The organism is Crossiella sp. S99.2 (genome assembly GCF_023094165.1).
In the GTDB taxonomy this organism is placed as follows: domain Bacteria; phylum Actinomycetota; class Actinomycetes; order Mycobacteriales; family Pseudonocardiaceae; genus Crossiella.
The window spans coordinates 754,881-771,425 of the sequence record NZ_JALMDK010000003.1; the positions used below are offsets into that span (position 1 = coordinate 754,881).

The 16,545-nt window shown below is 69.2% G+C and carries 18 protein-coding genes; 5 read left to right on the plus strand and 13 right to left on the minus strand.

What is annotated here, in order from left to right:
* The first annotated feature begins 50 nt into the window (after window positions 1–50).
* Complete coding sequence (locus tag MZC64_RS14720; protein ID WP_308301011.1) at window positions 51–389, plus strand: nuclear transport factor 2 family protein; 339 nt, start codon at window positions 51–53, stop codon at window positions 387–389.
* Between the two features lie 335 nt (window positions 390–724).
* Here MZC64_RS14720 and MZC64_RS14725 read toward each other — a convergent pair whose 3' ends face one another.
* Entirely contained in the window at window positions 725–1,645 is a 921-nt protein-coding gene (locus tag MZC64_RS14725) for a chlorophyllase (RefSeq protein WP_247756614.1), read from the minus strand.
* 141 nt (window positions 1,646–1,786) lie between these two features.
* Here MZC64_RS14725 and MZC64_RS14730 point away from each other — a divergent pair, with 141 nt between their 5' ends.
* Complete coding sequence (locus tag MZC64_RS14730) at window positions 1,787–2,374, plus strand: TetR/AcrR family transcriptional regulator (protein ID WP_247756613.1); 588 nt, start codon at window positions 1,787–1,789, stop codon at window positions 2,372–2,374.
* A gap of 1 nt (window position 2,375) precedes the next feature.
* Here MZC64_RS14730 and MZC64_RS14735 read toward each other — a convergent pair whose 3' ends face one another.
* The 6 genes from MZC64_RS14735 to MZC64_RS14760 all read right to left on the minus strand — a co-directional run bounded on the left by MZC64_RS14735 (window position 2,376) and on the right by MZC64_RS14760 (window position 8,163).
* Complete coding sequence (locus tag MZC64_RS14735) at window positions 2,376–3,323, minus strand: glutaminase (protein WP_247756612.1); 948 nt, start codon at window positions 3,321–3,323, stop codon at window positions 2,376–2,378.
* A gap of 52 nt (window positions 3,324–3,375) precedes the next feature.
* Window positions 3,376–3,906, minus strand: a complete 531-nt coding sequence (locus MZC64_RS14740) for a hypothetical protein (protein ID WP_247756611.1) — start codon at window positions 3,904–3,906, stop codon at window positions 3,376–3,378.
* Between the two features lie 60 nt (window positions 3,907–3,966).
* Window positions 3,967–4,905 (minus strand): LysR family transcriptional regulator, encoded by a 939-nt coding sequence (locus MZC64_RS14745; protein WP_247756610.1) that lies wholly within the window; start codon window positions 4,903–4,905, stop codon window positions 3,967–3,969.
* Between the two features lie 141 nt (window positions 4,906–5,046).
* A complete protein-coding gene (locus MZC64_RS14750; protein WP_247756609.1) occupies window positions 5,047–6,027 on the minus strand; it encodes a hypothetical protein in 981 nt (326 codons plus the stop codon).
* Window positions 6,028–6,427: 400 nt separating this feature from the next.
* A complete protein-coding gene (locus MZC64_RS14755; protein WP_247797702.1) occupies window positions 6,428–7,672 on the minus strand; it encodes an MFS transporter in 1,245 nt (414 codons plus the stop codon).
* A gap of 62 nt (window positions 7,673–7,734) precedes the next feature.
* Window positions 7,735–8,163 (minus strand): VOC family protein, encoded by a 429-nt coding sequence (locus tag MZC64_RS14760; protein ID WP_247756607.1) that lies wholly within the window; start codon window positions 8,161–8,163, stop codon window positions 7,735–7,737.
* Between the two features lie 182 nt (window positions 8,164–8,345).
* On the opposite strand from MZC64_RS14760, the gene MZC64_RS14765 reads away from it, so the two are divergent.
* Window positions 8,346–9,683: a hypothetical protein gene (locus MZC64_RS14765; RefSeq protein WP_247756606.1), complete on the plus strand. Its 1,338-nt coding sequence runs from the start codon at window positions 8,346–8,348 to the stop codon at window positions 9,681–9,683.
* 17 nt (window positions 9,684–9,700) lie between these two features.
* Here the strand turns inward: MZC64_RS14765 and MZC64_RS14770 are convergent, their stop codons facing one another.
* Window positions 9,701–10,834 carry a hypothetical protein gene (locus MZC64_RS14770; protein WP_247756605.1) on the minus strand — a complete coding sequence of 378 codons (1,134 nt, stop codon included), beginning with the start codon at window positions 10,832–10,834 and terminating at the stop codon, window positions 9,701–9,703.
* Window positions 10,835–10,992: 158 nt separating this feature from the next.
* On the opposite strand from MZC64_RS14770, the gene MZC64_RS14775 reads away from it, so the two are divergent.
* Window positions 10,993–11,820, plus strand: a complete 828-nt coding sequence (locus MZC64_RS14775) for a 3'-5' exonuclease (protein ID WP_247756604.1) — start codon at window positions 10,993–10,995, stop codon at window positions 11,818–11,820.
* Here the strand turns inward: MZC64_RS14775 and MZC64_RS14780 are convergent.
* A complete protein-coding gene (locus tag MZC64_RS14780) occupies window positions 11,737–11,958 on the minus strand; it encodes a hypothetical protein (protein WP_247756603.1) in 222 nt (73 codons plus the stop codon). The genes MZC64_RS14775 and MZC64_RS14780 overlap by 84 nt on opposite strands.
* 484 nt (window positions 11,959–12,442) lie before the next feature.
* On the opposite strand from MZC64_RS14780, the gene MZC64_RS14785 reads away from it, so the two are divergent.
* A complete protein-coding gene (locus tag MZC64_RS14785; RefSeq protein WP_247756602.1) occupies window positions 12,443–12,664 on the plus strand; it encodes a PLD nuclease N-terminal domain-containing protein in 222 nt (73 codons plus the stop codon).
* A 397-nt stretch (window positions 12,665–13,061) separates the two neighbouring features.
* Here the strand turns inward: MZC64_RS14785 and MZC64_RS14790 are convergent, their stop codons facing one another.
* From MZC64_RS14790 to MZC64_RS14805, 4 genes are read right to left on the minus strand one after another with little or no spacing between them, the layout of a single operon-like run.
* Window positions 13,062–13,706, minus strand: coding sequence for a response regulator transcription factor (locus MZC64_RS14790; RefSeq protein ID WP_247756601.1), 645 nt, complete (start codon window positions 13,704–13,706; stop codon window positions 13,062–13,064).
* Entirely contained in the window at window positions 13,703–14,869 is a 1,167-nt protein-coding gene (locus MZC64_RS48660) for a histidine kinase (protein WP_247756600.1), read from the minus strand. The genes MZC64_RS14790 and MZC64_RS48660 overlap by 4 nt, the downstream gene beginning before the upstream one ends.
* Before the next feature lie 36 nt (window positions 14,870–14,905).
* The gene (locus MZC64_RS14800; protein ID WP_247756599.1) at window positions 14,906–15,607 is read right to left on the minus strand and encodes a hypothetical protein; all 702 of its coding nucleotides are present in this window, start codon (window positions 15,605–15,607) and stop codon (window positions 14,906–14,908) included.
* A complete protein-coding gene (locus tag MZC64_RS14805; RefSeq protein WP_282105240.1) occupies window positions 15,604–16,491 on the minus strand; it encodes an ATP-binding cassette domain-containing protein in 888 nt (295 codons plus the stop codon). The genes MZC64_RS14800 and MZC64_RS14805 overlap by 4 nt, the downstream gene beginning before the upstream one ends.
* Between the last annotated feature and the right edge of the window lie 54 nt (window positions 16,492–16,545).

Genomic DNA, 16,545 nt, shown 5'->3' on the forward strand with positions numbered 1-16,545 from the left:
ACAAGATGTCGTGATTGGTTGACAGGCTCCTTCCCATGACAAGCAAGACAGTGGCCACCGAGCCGAACGATCTGGGCAGGTTCTTCATCGAACGCGGCAACGCGGGCGATGTGGACGGACTGGTGGCGTTGTACGAGCCGGACGCCGTGCTGGCCTTCCCACCCGGCAACCTCGCCACCGGCCACGCCGAAATCCGCAAGGTGTACGAACAGTTCCTCGCCGCCGCACCCGTGCTCACACCCGGCAGGCAGCACGCCGCACTGGTGAACGGCGACCAGGCCCTCACCGCGTGCACCCTGGACAACGGCGAGATCACCGTGGAGATCGCCCGTCGCCAGCCCGACGGCACCTGGCTGTGGACCGTGGATCAGCCGGTACTTCTGCCGTAGCGGGACTGCGGTGGGCTTGGCCCGTCCGGGCCCACCGCACCGCACGGGGACAGCGATGAGACGAATCATCACGATCGGCGTCTACGGCGACACCGCCGAGACCTTCCTGCAAAGGCTCACCGACGAGGGCGTGGGCCTGCTGCTCGACCTCCGCCAGCGCCGCGGCGAACATCGGCTACCGCCACCTGAAGGATCTGGCGCCCACCACCGAACTACGCCAGCTCCAGTACCGCGAGGACGATCGCCAGGGCGTGGGCAAACGCAACCGCGCTGTTCTGCGTCGAGCGCGACGCGGCGGCCTGTCACCGCTCACTCGTGACCGCGCGCCTGCTGGGCTACTTGGCTTCGACCCGTCCCACCGCGTCAGGTCCGGTCAGCAGGTCGGCGCGGGCGGACTGCCAGGCGGGGTCTTCGGGGTACAGCTCGCTGCGGAGGTAGGCCCAGGTGAGCCGCTGCACCGCGGCTACCCGGTCCGGGTTTTCGTCGGTGGTCTCGGCCACGTCGTAACCGGAGACGCCGCCGAGACCGTGTTCCGCGCCGAACAGGGTGAGCAGGGTCTTCGGGGCTGGGGCGAGGCGGTACGGGTCGGCGTGCCAGTCCGCGCCCTCGACGGTGAGGTGGGTGGAGATGTCCTTGTCGCCGGCGACCACCAGGGCGGGGGTGGTCATGGTGGTGAGGTCGGTGGCGGTGACGAAGGACAGCAGCTCGGTCGCGGACTCGGCGAGGGCCTCGCCACCCCGGCCGGGCGCGGCGAGCAGGACGCCTGCCTTGATCCGGGAATCGGCCAGGTTCAGGTCGGGATCGGTGATCTTCGCGCCCAGCAGCAGGCTTGCCGTGTGGCCGCCCATCGAGTGCCCGGCCACCGCGACCCGGTCGCGGTCCAGGCGGCCGCGCAGGTGCGGAACGGCGGTCTCGATGTCGTCCAGGCGGTCCAGGATCCGGGTCATGTCCTCGGCCCGGGAGCGCCAGTACAGCGGTGCGCCAGGGGTGGTGGGGTCCAGGTTCAGGCTGCGGGAGCTGAGATGGGTGGGCTGGATGACGGTGAAGCCGTGCGCTGCCCAGTAGTGCGCGAGCGGGGCGTAGCCGTTGAGCGAGGAGAGGTGGTTCGAGTAGCCCTGGCCGTGTGAGAGCAGGATGATCGGCAGCCCGGTTCCCTGCTGGGGCGCGGAAATCCGGAGTTGGAGGTCCACGGCGCGGCCGGGGGTCGGCAACACGACCGGACTGATCGACAGGACGGGGTGCGGCACAGCATTCATGGCAGATTGGTCCCTTGGCAGGAGGGTAGGACGGACAGGAGCGGTCCGTTCAAGTACGCTCAAGCGGAGCGGCGTTCCGGAACCGACGATACGGAGCAGCGTTCCGCTTTGTCAAACGGCCAGATCCTCAAGGAGTGCGCGGTGTCCAAGCCCAGCCAGCCGGAGCAGGTCCCGGCCCGGAGCAAGCGGGCCGATGCCCTGCGCAACCAGCAAACGCTGCTGGCCGCCGCCGCCGCGGTGTTCGTCACCTCGGGCGTGGACGCGCCGATCCGGGAGATCGCGGCCAAGGCGGGCGTCGGTATGGGCACCATCTACCGCAACTTCCCGACCAGGGCGGATCTCGTGGTCGCCGTCTACCGCCACCAGGTCGAGGCATGTGTCGAAGCCGGCGGGACCCTGCTGGCCAGTGCCAGTTCACCGTTCGAGGCGCTCCGGCAGTGGGTTGACCTGTTCGTGGACTTCCTGGTCACCAAGCACGGACTCGCCGACGTCATGCAGCCCAACAGTGGCTACGACGCGCTGCACGCCTTCTTCCTGGACCGGCTGGTGCCCGCCTGCGAGAACCTGCTCGGCGCCGCCGAGGAATCCGGTGAGATCAAGCCCGGCATCAAGGGCTACGAGCTGATGCGCGGCATCGGCAACCTGTGCGCCGGGCGGGATGACAACCCGGACTACGACCCGCGCCGCCTGATCGAACTGCTGCTCCAGGGGCTGCTGCACCAGCGCTAGGTCAGAACACGGAGAGGCCAGTGAGGGTGGTGAAGTGGTCCAGTGCGGCCACGCCCGCCACCGAGTTGCCGCGCTCGTCCAGGGCCGGGCTCCAGGTGCACAGCGAGTACCGGCCCGGCACCACGGCCAGGATGCCGCCGCCGACCCCGCTCTTGCCCGGCAGCCCGACCCGGTAGGCGAACTCACCTGCGGCGTCGTACGCGCCACAGGTGAGCAGCACCGAGTTGACCCGTTTGGCCTCGCTGCGGGAAAGCAGCCGGGAGCCGTCGGCGCGCACGCCGTGCCGGGCCAGGAAGGAACCGGCCAGGGCGAGGTCGCGGCAGCTCATCGCGATCGAGCACTGCCAGAAGTAGTGCTCCAGGACGTCGGCGACCGGGTTCTCCAGGTTGCCGTAGCTGGCCATCAGGTGGGCCAGGGCGGCATTGCGGTCGCCGTGCTCGGCCTCGGAACGGGCCACCGCGGCGTCGAAGTCGACCCGGTCGTCGCCGCTCTCCGCGCGCAGGAAGTCCCGCACCGCGCCACGGGCGTCGCCGGTGAGGGTGAGCAGCCGGTCGGTGACCACCAGCGCGCCCGCGTTGATCAGCGGATTGCGCGGGATCCCGCTCTCGTGCTCCAGCTGCACCAGCGAGTTGAACGGGTTGCCCGAGGGCTCCCGCCCGACCCGCCGCCACAGTTGATCACCCTCGATGGCCAGCACCAGCGCCAGTGAGAACACCTTGGACACGCTCTGGATGGAGAACGGGATCTGCCATTCACCCACGCCGATGGTGTGCCCGGTGAGGTCGGTCGCGGCGAACCCGAACGTGGCCGGGTCCACCGCGGACAACGCCGGGATGTAGTCCGCCACCCGGCCGGCCCGGCCCGCGCTCGGGCCGACCTCGGTGAGGATGCGGGCCAGCACTGCGGACAGCTCACCGGGGTCGGCGGCCTGCTGCTGTGGCGCGGTCATCGGGCTCCTTCGCACTGTGAACCAATGCGACCCTAACAACCGTCGGCCACGATCAGCCCACGGTGTAACGGAACCCTTCGTCCTCGATTTCCGGGTCGTCATCGTCGTCCTCGCGGACCGGGGCGTCCTTGTCCGCGTTGAACTTGCCGTCGCCGTCGTCCACGGTCAGCAGCGCGCGCAGCGAGTGCGTGCCCTGACCCAGCGCGGGGTCGAGGGTGACCGGGACGTTGCGGTGCGCGCCCGGCTGGATCGGGGTGGAGCCGAGCAGCTTGCCACTGAGGTCGAAGACCACCAGGTGACCGGCGACCGGCAGTTCGGACTCCTCGATCAGCACCTGCTTGCCGTCACCGCGCTGGTCGTCGGCGTCGATTTCGGTGCGCGGGAAGGACACCGGGGCGAGCAGCTTGGGCTGTGCGACGACCGGGGCGGGCGCGGGGACCGGGGTGTTGATACCGGGGATGCCGGTCAGCGGTGCGGGCTGGCCCGGCGTGCTGGGGGCGGCCGCGGCAGAGCAGCCGCCGAGCAACAGGCCGAGGACGCCGGTGGTCGCGGCCAGGTATCGGGCTCGGTGGTTTGTGTTCATAGCACCTAGCTTCGCCGCGGGACCTGGAGACTCGATGAGCCCAAGATGAGCACATCTTCATCAACCGCCGCGCAGCACCCGGAGATCCGCGGCGGGCAGCCACTGCCGGTCCGGGTCGAAGGGCCGGAAACCCGCGCTGAGGTGCTCGATCAGCCTGGGCAGCACCGGATGGCGGTTGCTGCGGCGCCAGAGCACGGACCACGGGTACAGCGGAATCGGGTGCACGACCGGGATGCGCGCGATGCCGGGATGCCAGGGCACCCGCATGCGTTCGGAGCCGAACATGAAGCGGTCCGGGTCGGTGGCGAGCCGGTCCAACATGTGCTCCAGGCCGAAACTGGGGCCCGAGGGGTCGATGGTGAGGCCGAAGTCGGCGCGATAGGCCTCGTAGTAGTCGGCCCACTCGCTGCCGGGCTCGTTGCCGGGCATCCAGGCGATCGAGTCGGCCAGCTCGACGGGCCGCACCTTCCGGCGAGTGGCCAGCCGGTGCTTGCGGCCGGCCAGGAAGTGGAACGGCTCCAGCAGGGCCGGGGTGTGCTCGATGGCCGGGTCGAGCGGTCCGGCGATCCGGGCGAAGGCCACGTCCACGGTGCCGTCCAGCAACGCGGATACCCCGGTGCGCAGGCCCTTCGCCGCCACGATGTCGATCTCGACGTCCGGGTTGGCCTCGTGGAACTCCCTGATCAGCTCGGTCGGGGCGAGCCGGGCGCCGAGCACGTCCACCCGCAGCGGCCGGTCCCGGCGGCGCACCGCGGTGACGGCCTGGTCGGCCAGGGCGAGCAGGGCGCGGGCGGGCGGCAGGAAGGCCGCGCCGTCCTCGGTGAGCCCGGTGCCGGTGCGACCGCGGTGCAGCAACGCGGTGCCCAGTCCCGCCTCCAGCTTGGCGATCCGCTTGGAGACCGCCTGCTGGGTCAGGCCGAGCTGGTCGGCGGCCGCGCCGAAGTGCTGCTCGTCCGCGATCGCGACGAAGGCCCGGACCGCGCCGAGATCCAGTTCCACGCCACTCCCCTGCTGTCCGTCCTGAGCCACCGTACAACCAGCAGGAGGGGCGGATGCGGTGCTGCCCGCACCCGCACGCGATGGCCGGCCGGTCGCGGATCCGACCGGCCGGCAGCCACGCTGTGTCAATTGCCGGTGGAGTTACTGGGCGCCGTTGGCACCTAGCGACGCGCCAGTGAGCTGCAGTTCAGCCGAAAGTACATCTTGCAGGCCGTCCCGTGGTGCCGCACTCCTGGTTACCAGGGCCATGCCGTGCATCTGCCCTCTCGGGCCGTTGGGGACGGCTTTGACCGGGATGCGAAACTCCTTGAATTTGCCGGGCTCGAGATTCCCGATTTCGCAGTCGACGATCTCCGGCACCGCCGGGTCGGCGTCCTTGAGGGTCATGCTGCAACCGGCCGGCAGCGAGCCGGCCGTACTCGTGTTCACATACAGTGCGGTGATCAGTTGCAGACGGACCTTGTACGCGACCTGATCCCCGATGTTGTACACCCGGTACGCGGCCTCGGAGGGCTTGCTCGACACAATGGCCGTGGAGGCCGCCAACGCGATTCGCGGCCCCGCCTGCACCTGTCGATCGTAATCAGGCGCGGGAGGCACCGGAAGGGAGATCACCCCGCCGGGAACGGTGATGTTGTCGGTGATGTTGCGCTCGGGGTCGCTGTGCGCCTGGGCGGAACGCACGATCGCGACACCATAGGTGGGCACGGCGGGCGCGCCCTGGTAGATCTTCAGCGGCAAAGTCACTTCCACCCGCGCATTACGCTTGAGTGGCGCGATAGTGCACTTGACGACCTCCGGGACCCGGTAATCCTTGTTCTGGTAATACATGACGCATCCGGTCGGCAACTTCTTGGCACTGTCGACATTGACGAAAATGGGCGTAGTGTAATATAGCTCCGCATTCCCGACCATGTCACGCCCGTGATTGATGACCGTCATGGCGCGATCCGTTGACCCACCTGGAACAAATTCCGCCCCGCCGCGCATCAGGTACAGATCAACATCTCCGGCCTGCGCCCGCGGCCCCTCGACCGCCTGCGATACCCCCGATGCGGCCAACAATGCCGCTATTGCCACCACGCTGCCCAGCAGCGCGAGCCCACGACTTCGCAAACTCACCGTCAACATCCCCTGTCTGGAATCGGTAGACGAATTGACCATGCGAGTGTTTCAGTCCGGACAATTTCCGTCCATCGGGTTCACACGACAGGGAACCACCTGCCGATCGAGCGAGCCGTCAGTAACATGGTGTATCCATCAACCCAAAAAACGGCCGAACAATATCTAGGTATAAATGCGTTGAAGCGCTACCTGCTGTTTTTCGCCACCCAGCGAAACCGGGATGCACACCGGCGCGGGATGCCCACCACAGCGCGAGCGCGCCAGCAGCCGCCGGGCGTGGCGATCAGCGCCAGACACGATCCGGGTGCAGGGCAGCATGTTCCCGAGTGTGGTGACCGGCATTCGGCCCGGTCACCGTGGTGACGCTGGGAAATCCGGGCCGGACAAACAAACGCGGTCAACGCGATCCGGATGTGCCGCGGAACGCCGCGGTGCGGCCCAGCAACAGGGTGGCGACGGCCGCGATGAGCATGAACGCGGCAATCACCAGCATGCCGGACCGGTAGTCGCCGGTGAGGTCCCGGAGCCAGCCGGTCAGGTAGGGCGCCAGGAAACCGGAGGTGTTGGCCAGCGAGGCGATCAGCGCGATGCCACCGGTGGCGGCCGGGCCGGTGAGAATGCCGGCCGGAAGCTGCCACCACACCGGCAGGGTGATGAAGGCGCCGACCGTGGTGATGGTGATGGCCGCCATGACCAGCACCGGTGACTCCAGGTACAGCGCGGCGGCCAGCGCCAGCCCGGCCGGGATCAGCGGCAGCGCGATGTGCCGGATGCGTTCGCCCGCCCGGTCGGATCTGCGCGCGTAGAACCACATCGAGGCCGCGGCCAGCGCCGAGGGGATCGCGGTGATCAGGCCGATCGCGTAGGTCGACAGGCCGCCGTAACTGGTGTGGAAGCCGGCCACGATTTGCGGCAGGAAGAAGGTCAGCGCGTACAGGCCGCCGCTGATGCCGAAGCCGATCAGCGCGATGACGTAGACCCGCCCGTCCCGGAAGACCGCACGCAGCGAACTGCGGCCGTGGGTGCGGATGTCGGCCTGTTCGGCGTCGAGCGCGGCCCGCAGCGCGGCGGTCTCCTCAGCAGGCAGCCACCTGGCCTGTTCAGGCCGGTCCGGCAACAGCTTCAGCACCAGGGCGCTGAGCAGGATCGCCGGGATGCCCTCGGCCAGCAGCATGAACCGCCAGCCGGCCAGGCCGAAGGCGTTGACCTCCATGAGCACGGTGGAGATCGGGGTGCCGATGGCCACCGTGACCGGCACCGCGAGCATGAACAGCGCGGTGTAGCGGCCGCGCTGGTGCCGGGGGAACCACTCGGTCAGGTACAGAATCATGCCGGGCAGGAAACCGGCCTCGCACACGCCGAGCAGGAAGCGCAGCAGGTAGAAGCCGGTCTCGTCCTGGATGAACGCGGTGGACGCGGCGCAGATGCCCCAGCCCAGGGTGATCGCGGCGATCCAGCGGCGGGCGCCGACCCGGCGCAGCACCAGGTTGCTGGGCAGCTCGAAGAGGGTGTAGCCGACGAAGAGCAGACCGGCGCCCAGGCCGAACACCGTTGCGCTGAAACCGAGATCGGCGTTCATCCGGACCGCGGCGATGCCCACGTTGACCCGGTCCAGGTAGTTCACGAAGAACAGCAACGCCATGAACGGCAACAGCCGCCGGCCCGCGCGCCTGACCGCGCCGGCCAGCGGATCCGGGTGGGACGTCAGTGCACGCAGAACTCGTTGCCTTCCACATCGGCCATGGTCACGAAGTACTGGCCGCGTTCCCGGCCGGTGCGCAACACCGATCCGCCCTGCCCGCGCAGTTCGGCCACCAGTGCGTCCACCTTAGCGATCTTGGCGGGCAGCGCGTCGCCGGGGGCGGTGGCCTGGATGTCCAGGTGCAGCCGGTTCTTGCCGTCCTTGGCCTCGGGCACACCGAGGAAACAGACCCGGTCACCGCTGTCCGGATCGGCGATCGCGGCGAACCTGGCCTGCTCGTTGGCCGGGAAACCCTTGGCGAGCTGGTAGTCCAGCCAGCTCCGGTGGCCGTCCAGCGGTCTCTGGATGGGATAGCCGAGCGCGACGGACCAGAAAGCGGCCATCCGGTCCGGGTTGTGGCAGTCGACAACCACCTGGAACTTACGTGCCATGCGCTCAGCATCCAGGATCACCCGGCGCACGCCTACGCCACCCGGTGGATCAAGGCGCGACCCGGTTGTGCACTGGCGGCCACCGGAGCCCGAACCGGCTACTGCCCGGGTGCGTTTCCGTACCCGTGTCCGCAACCTGCCGCCCGGGACCTCTCCCACCCCAGCCCCGTTACGGTGCGCCCGTGAAGCACAGGGCGATGCGCACGGGATGGCTGACGGCAGTGGGACTCGGACTGCTCGCGGGCGGCTGCACCACACCGCCGGAGCCCCCGGCCGCACCACCACCGGCGCCCGCCACCCGGGCACTGGTGGCCTGGGCCGGCACCGCCTGCGCACAGGCCGCCCAGTTCGACGAACTACGAGCCCAGTTCGACCGGCTCCCCAAACCGGGCAGCCCGACCGGGCCCGGCCCCGACACCGCTGCCTTCCCCCTCGTCGGCGCGGTCACCGGCGCGGCGAGCAAGGTCGAAGGCATCGTCAAGGCGCTGACGAAGCTCGAACCCAGCAAGATCGCCGCCGCCGACCAGCACCTCGCCGCGCTGACCAAGACCCTGCGGGACCTCCAGCCAAAGCTGCCGAGTGCCAGGGACGCGGCACTGATCCTCCGGGATCCGGACGAGGAGAAGAAGGCCAAGGCCAAGCAGATCGGCGACCACCTCACCGCGATCGAACCACAGCTCGCCAAGCTGACCGGCCTGGCCGAGCGCACGCCCGAACTCCTCAGCTCACACAACCTGGCGCCGCACTGCGCCCCGGGCAAGAATCGGGACGACCGCGCCCGCACGCTGCTGAGCTGGATGAACACCATGTGCGAGACCACCAGGTCGCTGGCCGCCATGCGCACCGACCCGCTCAACGACCCCACCCTCACCGATCCGCGCTTCGCCCGGGTCGCCGACATCACGCTGGACCAGTACCTGCGCAGCGCCCGGGAGACCCCCGCCCAGGTCGTCAAGCAACTCAAACCACTGCCGCCCACCGGGATCAAGGCCGCCGACGACCACCGGGCGAACGTGCTCGCCGCCGTCGAGGACGCCCTGCCCAAGCTGCCCAACTACGGCTACAACCGGCCCCCGCTCAACTCGGCCCCGCTCAACGAACTGAAGGAGCAGGCCACCCAGGTCGCCCACATCCTCACCGCGCTCAAACCACAACCCCCGTCCCTGGCTGAGCTGGCCGCCCCCACCCCGGAGCTGGCCACCGCGCACGGCCTCGCCCCGAACTGCGAGCCGCCCGCGTCCCCAGCCGCCCTGCCCGCCGCCGCCAACGGCACCAACCTGGCCGCCTGCCAGTCCGGCAAGTGCCAGATCCAGGTCACCGACACTGCCGAACTCTCCCTGCGCGACTTCAAGTTCAAGATCACCGTCGCCCCCTCCGGTGTCACCGTCACCCACGACTCCGGTCTGCTGCGACTGGGTGCGGACAGCGAGGGCTCCTTCGGCAAGCCCGGCACCACCATCAAGCTCAGACTCGCCGGCCACCGCGAGAACACCGCGGTGCTGGACATCACCGCTTCCTGAACTCACCCGGCACTGGGTCAGGCTCCGGTCACCACGGTGAGCAACGCGGTGAGTCCAAGCTTCACTGGCACCACCAACACGGCCCCGGCCAGCGCCGCCACCAGGCAGGCCTGCCAGCGGTCGGTGCGCCCGCGTTCCCGGTTGACCCGCGCCAGGTACAGCAGCACCGCGACCAGCACCGGCAGCCCCACACCCAGCAACCAGACCTGGTTCGGCCCGGACGACGGCAGGCTCGCCACCCCCAGCGCACCAGCGGACAACGCGAGGCTCAGGTGCACGAACCGCGGCAGCGCGGCCGGGATGTCCGGGTCCTGCTCGTCCAGCATCGACTCGGTCCACCTGTTGCACCACAACAGAAAGCTGATCGACAACACGAACGCCTGCACGCCCAGCACCGCCGCGAACGTGGGCGGCGGAAAGATCCCGTACCAGAACGGAAGACTGAACAGCACGCCGATCCCGGCGTAGCCCAGGGCCGCGCGCAGGGTCCGCCACAGCAGCCAGCCCGGTGGCGCGAGCAGCCGGGTCCACCACGGTTCCTCGTCCTCGGGCGGGTTGTAGGCAACCCAGTGCAGGTAGACCGGGATCAGGATGGCCGGCGTCACCAGCAGGCCCGTCAGCCAGTAGTCCGGCTCGCCCACCCGCTGGAACGGCCCCACCCCCATCCAGGCCGCGGTGAGCACAAATACCGTGCCCAGACTGGAGATCTGGCTGACCAACTGCAGGACCGGCGTCGCCCGGGTGTGCCAGGGCACTGCCAGCAGGTGGGTGAACACCAGCCAGAACAGCAAGGTGAGCGCCATCTGGGTGAGCACCGCGACCGGCGCCGTCTCCGGCAGCTTCTCGCTGACCAGCTTGACCACCGCCTCGGTGACGGCATCGCCGGGCTGGCCGGCCAGCCCGAAGGAGAGCACCAGCAACCCGAAGTGCAGGAACGGCAAGGTGCCCAGGTTCTCGCTGAGCAACTCGTGACTCAACGTCCGGCCAGACCACCACCGGATGATCGAGTAAGGCACGAACACCAGCCACACCAAGATCAACAACGCCCACAACGGCCCAAGATCGTCCCCGGCCAGCCCGGTCACATCGACCGGAATCCGCAGGACGTTCAACAGCCACTGGATAGCGCCGTAGTAGTCGAGCTTGGTCACCTGCCCGTAGTCGAGTCGCTACTCTTCGTCGTTAGCCGAGCTGGACCGGCGTGCCGCAAGCGTTACCGGCTCGCCCCCACGACGTCACCAACCCCACCCACGTCGCCGACACCGCCGACGCCGCCCGCGTCATCGGCCGCACCGGCTAACCTCGGCGGATGAACGGCGAGCCCGGCCTACTGAACGTCATCGACGTCGAGGCCACCTGCTGGCCCGGCACCCCGCCGCCCGGCCAGATCAGCGAGATCATCGAGATCGGCCTGACCGTGGTCAACCTCGCCACCGCCGAACGCCTGCGCAAACACCGGATCCTGGTGCGCCCACGGCAGTCCGCGGTCAGCGAGTTCTGCACTGAGCTGACTGGACTCACCCAGACCGAGGTCGACACCGGCGTCGACTTCGCCGAGGCCTGCGCGCTTCTGGCCACCGAACACGCCGCGGCCAAACGCGCCTGGACCAGCTGGGGCGACTACGACCGCAAGCAGTTCCACCGCCAGTGCACCCCCACCGCCAGCCCAAGCAACCCACGGCCCACCAACGCCCACCCGCTCAACCCCGACCACACCGCCGCCCACCCACTCAGCCCGCCCCACACTGCCGCCCACCCACTCAGCCCGCCCCACACTGCCGCCCACCCACTCAATCCGCCCCACATCGCCGCCCACCCACTCAATCCGCCCCACGCCGCCGCCTACCCACTCAGCCCGCTGCACACCAACGCCAAAGCGGTCTTCGCCACCGCCTTTGGCCTGCGCCGCCCCGCCGGCATGGCCCGCGCGCTGGAGATCGCCGGACTGCCGTTGCAGGGCCGCCACCACCGCGGCGACGACGATTCGTGGAACATCGCCGCGCTGGTGCTGTGCCTGCTCGGCCGCGGCGCCTGGCCGGGAGCCGCCCGTGGGTCAGTGCCGCCGGCGCAGCGCCAGATAGCCAAGCCAGGCGAGGTAGATCGCGCTGACGCCGAAGCCGACCCCGAACGGCGATAGCCGGTAGTGGTCCCCGGCGCTGAACTGCACCGGGAAGACGAGCCGGACGATCAGGCCGATGACGATCGTGCCGGTGGCGAGGATGAGCAGGGCGCCAATGATCCCGGCGGCGAACCGGGTCCGGCTGCAGGTGTTCACGGGTAGATCAGGGTGCGATCGATCCGAAATTCGGCTCACGCCTCGCAGGCTACTTGTCCGCCCACGGGACCTGTCCCGTCCGCTGTGCGGGCAAATCCAGGAAAACCGGTCTCCCAAGCCACAAACCAGCCCGCCCCAACGCCACTACCAGCCACAAATCCCCGCCGCAGAACGGCGTCTCCCTCCCAGGAGTGAAATTCCGCGGCACCCCTCATCCACCTAGCCATCTCCCCCTACGACTCTGGTACTACCCACCCCGCCGTCACGTCTGATGCGCACCCCCACCCCACGAACAAAACTGGGCCCCACCACGGCATTCCCACCCACACCCACCAACCGGAGCCCCCAGCTTGTTCTCGCCCAGGTGACCGCCCACACCCCGTTCCCAGTCCCCCAGACCAACACCACCTGGTCCGCCCCCACGCCCCTCAACACCGCCGCCCACTTCGGCTGCCACCGCTCCCAACCCACAGGAGAAGTCACCATGACCGAGCAGTACTGGGCATACGGAGCCGCCGCAGCCATCGCCCTGACCATCATCGCCGGATTCGTGCTCTTCCTGGCCGCACTGATCAGCGTCCTACGAAGCCCCTTGCACGGCGGCATGACCCTGGTCTGGGTGGTCTTCACCTTCTGCGCCCCGTTCCTGGGCCCCCTGCTGTGGTTCCTGTTCGGGCGCACCAGCGCCTACGGCGACGCCCGCTGACAATCCCTCCAACAAGGAGGCCAGCGGCTCCGTCACGCCAGGCTCGCCCAGCATCACAAGACCAAGCGCGGGCAGTTCAGAACACTCCCAGGCACGCCAGGGCAAACCCGCCCCCGCCAATGCAAACCAGGTCCCGTCAGCGCACGGACCAACCACTTCGCAGACCTGCCACTTCGTGACCCGGTCACCTCGTCACCTGGGCGCCTCGCGACCCGGTCAACTGGTGGCCCAGTAACTTCGCGGCCCAGTCGCCTCACGGCCCAGTCGCCTCACAGCCCAGTCGCCTCACAGCCTCGCCACCTCGCGAGCCGGTCACCTCGTCGCCCGATCGCCTCGTCGCCCGGTCGTCCCACAGCCCGGTTGCCCGCTGCCCCACCACTCCTGATGCCCTGCCTCGTCAGAGCAAACCCGCGTCGTGCACCAGGATTGCCACCTGGGTGCGGTTTGCTGCTCGCAGCTTGATCTTGATCCGTCCAATGTGGACCTTCACGGTGGACTCGCTCATGAACAGCACACCCCCGATCTCCACGTTGCTCAACCCGTGCCCGATCTGCACCGCCACCTCGCGTTCCCGTGGGGTGAGCGCGGCCAGCCGGGCGAGTGCCGCCTCTTCGGCCGCGCCGGTGGCGAAGCGGGACAGCAGGCGCTTGGTGATCCGGGGCGAGATCATGGCCTCACCGGAGGCGATCACCCGGACCGCGGTGACCAGTTCCAACGGTGGGCTGTCCTTGAGCAGGAAGCCGGCGGCGCCGTATCGCAGTGCGGCATGCACGTACTCGTCGACGTCGAAGGTGGTGAGGATGACCACCGCAGGAGCCTCGGGCCGAGCGGTCAGCTGGCGGGTGACCTCGATGCCGTCGACCTTGGGCATCTGGATGTCGGTGAGCACCACATCTGGCCGGAACCGATCGGTCAGCTCGATCGCCTGCGAGCCGTCCTCGCCCTCGGCCACGACCTCGATGTCCGAGGCGGACTCCAGGATCATCCGGACCCCGCTGCGGACGATCTCCTCGTCCTCCAGCAGGACCACCTTCACCGTCACGTTGTCGTCTCCTCCAGCGGGAACCGCGCGGTCACCCGGAACACTCCGCCTTCGACACGGCCCGCGCTGAGCCGCCCACCGGCCAGTTCGACCCGTTCCCGCATACCCAGCAGACCGTAACCGGAGCCGGGCACGTCCGCCGGACGCGGGGCCAGCGGATTGCTGATCTCCACGACCAGCAGCTCAGCCGTCGCGCTGACCCGCACCCGCACGTCCGCGTGCGGGGCGTGCTTACCGGCGTTGGTCAGTGATTCCTGCACCACCCGGTACACCGCCCGCTCCACCACCTCGGGCACCTCCGGCGCCGGATCCGGCAGTTCCAGCTCGACCCGCCCGCCGGTGGCCAGCACCTCCGCCACCAGGTGCTCGATCGAGCCGAACAACCCGCTCCCGGTGGCCCGTGTCGGCGGCGGCTCACCTTCGTCGGCCTCATCGCGCAGCACCCGCAGAATGCCGCGCAACTCATCCAGTGCGGTCACGCTCACGGTGCGGATCGTCTCCGCGGCCCGTTCAGTCCGCCCGTCCGGCGCGTTCACCGACAGCGCGCCCGCCTGCAATGCGATCGCGGTGACTCGGTGCGCGACCACGTCGTGCATTTCCCTGGCGATACGCCGGCGTTCGGCCGACACAGCCTGCTCGGCGAGCAGGGTGCGGGTGCGCTCCGCCTCCTCGGCCCGGTCCTGCAGCACGGCGAGCAGGGTCGCCCGCTGATGCATCCACAGCCCGGCGAGCACTGGTGCCGCCACCATCAGGGCGAAGGCGAACGCCATCGGCGCCAGGTCCTCCACCCGAAACGGCTTCCGCTGGATGAACTCCACAGCCGTTGTCAGCAGGACCGCGATGCCGGTGCTCCAGCTCAGTCCGTGCCGGGCCGCGACCGAGTAGACCGCCACGGTCGCCGGGACCAGGGTCAGCCCAGCCGGAATACCGGCCAGCGCCACTACCAGCACCACCATCGGGAACCGCCGACGCAACTGCGGCAGCGTGCAGATCAGCGTGACCAGCGCGACCTGGTAGTACGGGTTGTCCAGCTTGTCCTGGTTCCGAGCGCTGACCAGCTCAAACGTGAACACGATGGCGAACACCAGGATGTCCAGCGCCACCAGGCTGAGCCGACCGTCCCACCAGGCCCATCTGCCTTGCACACGCTTCTCGGACCCCACGACGCCCACTGTAGGCGGCCACGTGATCATTGACCGTCAGCTGTCCCGACGTGCCAGGGTGAATCCCACCGCGGTCAGCCCGACCGCCGCCACCAGCGCGAACAGCAGCGCCGCGAACCACGGCGGGGCACTACCGGCGAACAGTAACGCGGTGCCGCGAAACGGCAATGAGGTCAGCGGCACCTCCAGGAACCCACCCAGCGCGGTCTCGGCCACCAACGTCCACACCAGGAAGACCCCGGTCCCGACCGCGGTATGCCGCAGCAGCCCGCCGAGCGCGAGCCCGACCAACCCGGACAGCAGCGCCAGTAACAGCACGCCGACGCCCCGCAGCAGCACATGCGTCACCCCACCACCGGGTGAACCACCGGCCAGTAATACCCCGGCGGCCGCGAGCCCGGTCACCAGCACGCCGCCGACCAGGCTCAACCCGCCGGCCACCACCGCCTTGGCCGCCACGATCCGAGCCGGGAACCGCAGCACCAGCCGGGTGGTGTGCATCGTGCCGTGCTGATAATCCAGTCCGAACGCGCACACGCCCACCGCGGCGATCAGCGCGGCACCCAGGGTCAGCGGGAGCCCGAGCGAGGAGTCGAAGGCGTCCAGCGTCCCCAGATCGGTCTTGGCACCCCAGTACAGCCCGGATGCGAAAGCCAGTAATCCGGCCGCCAGCAGCAGCGCCCAGGTCGAGCGCAGACTGCGGGCCCGGTGCCATTCATAGGCCACCGCTGTGTTCACGACGGTTCTCCTCGGAGTTGAACGGTATGCGCGGTCGCGGCCAGGTATGCCTCTTCCAGATCGGACCGCCGCACGAACAGTTCCCGGACCGGCGTGCCTGCCTGGGCGGCCACTCTGGCGACCAGTTCGGTGTTGTCGGTGTCGACCACCAGCTCCTCGGCGGTGCCCTGCCACACGCGTAACCCGTTGCGCCCCAAGGCCACCAGTAACCGCGCACTCTCGGGCCCGCGCACCACCACGGTGCTGCGGGTGTGCTGGTCGACGAAGTCCGCCAGCGGCCCGGCCGAGATCAACCGGCCCGCGCCGATGACGATCAGGTCGTCAGCGAGCTGTGCCATCTCCGCCAGCAGATGCGAGGAGGCCAGCACGGTCCGCCCCTGCGCGGCCAGGCCACGCAGGAACCGCCGGATCCAGCGCACCCCGTCAGGATCAAGCCCGTTGGCCGGTTCGTCCAGGATCAAGTACTCCGGATCGCCGAGCAGCGCGGTCGCCAGCCCCAGTCGCTGCCGCATGCCCAGGCTGAACTTCCCGACCGCCTTGTCCGCCACCGAGTCCAGGCCCACCAGGGACAGCACCTCGGGCACCCGGCGCATCGGCAACCCGCCGCCGGCGGCCACCATCCGCAGGTGCCCGGCTGCCGAGCGGGACGGGTGCACCGCGCCCGGGTCGACCAGCACGCCGACCGTGCGCAGCGGATCGGCCAGTTCCAGGTAGGTGTGGCCGGTGAAGGTGGTGCGGCCCGCGCCGCACACCAGGCCGAGCATCAGTTTGATCGTGGTCGACTTACCGGCCCCGTTCGGACCGAGGAACCCGGTGACCACGCCGGGCCGCACGGCGAAGGACAGGTCGTCCACACCGACGCCGCCGCCGTACTGTTTCGTCAAGCCCTCAGCGATGATCACTGTTTGTCCCTCCGTCCGAAGCGCGATTTCCACGAT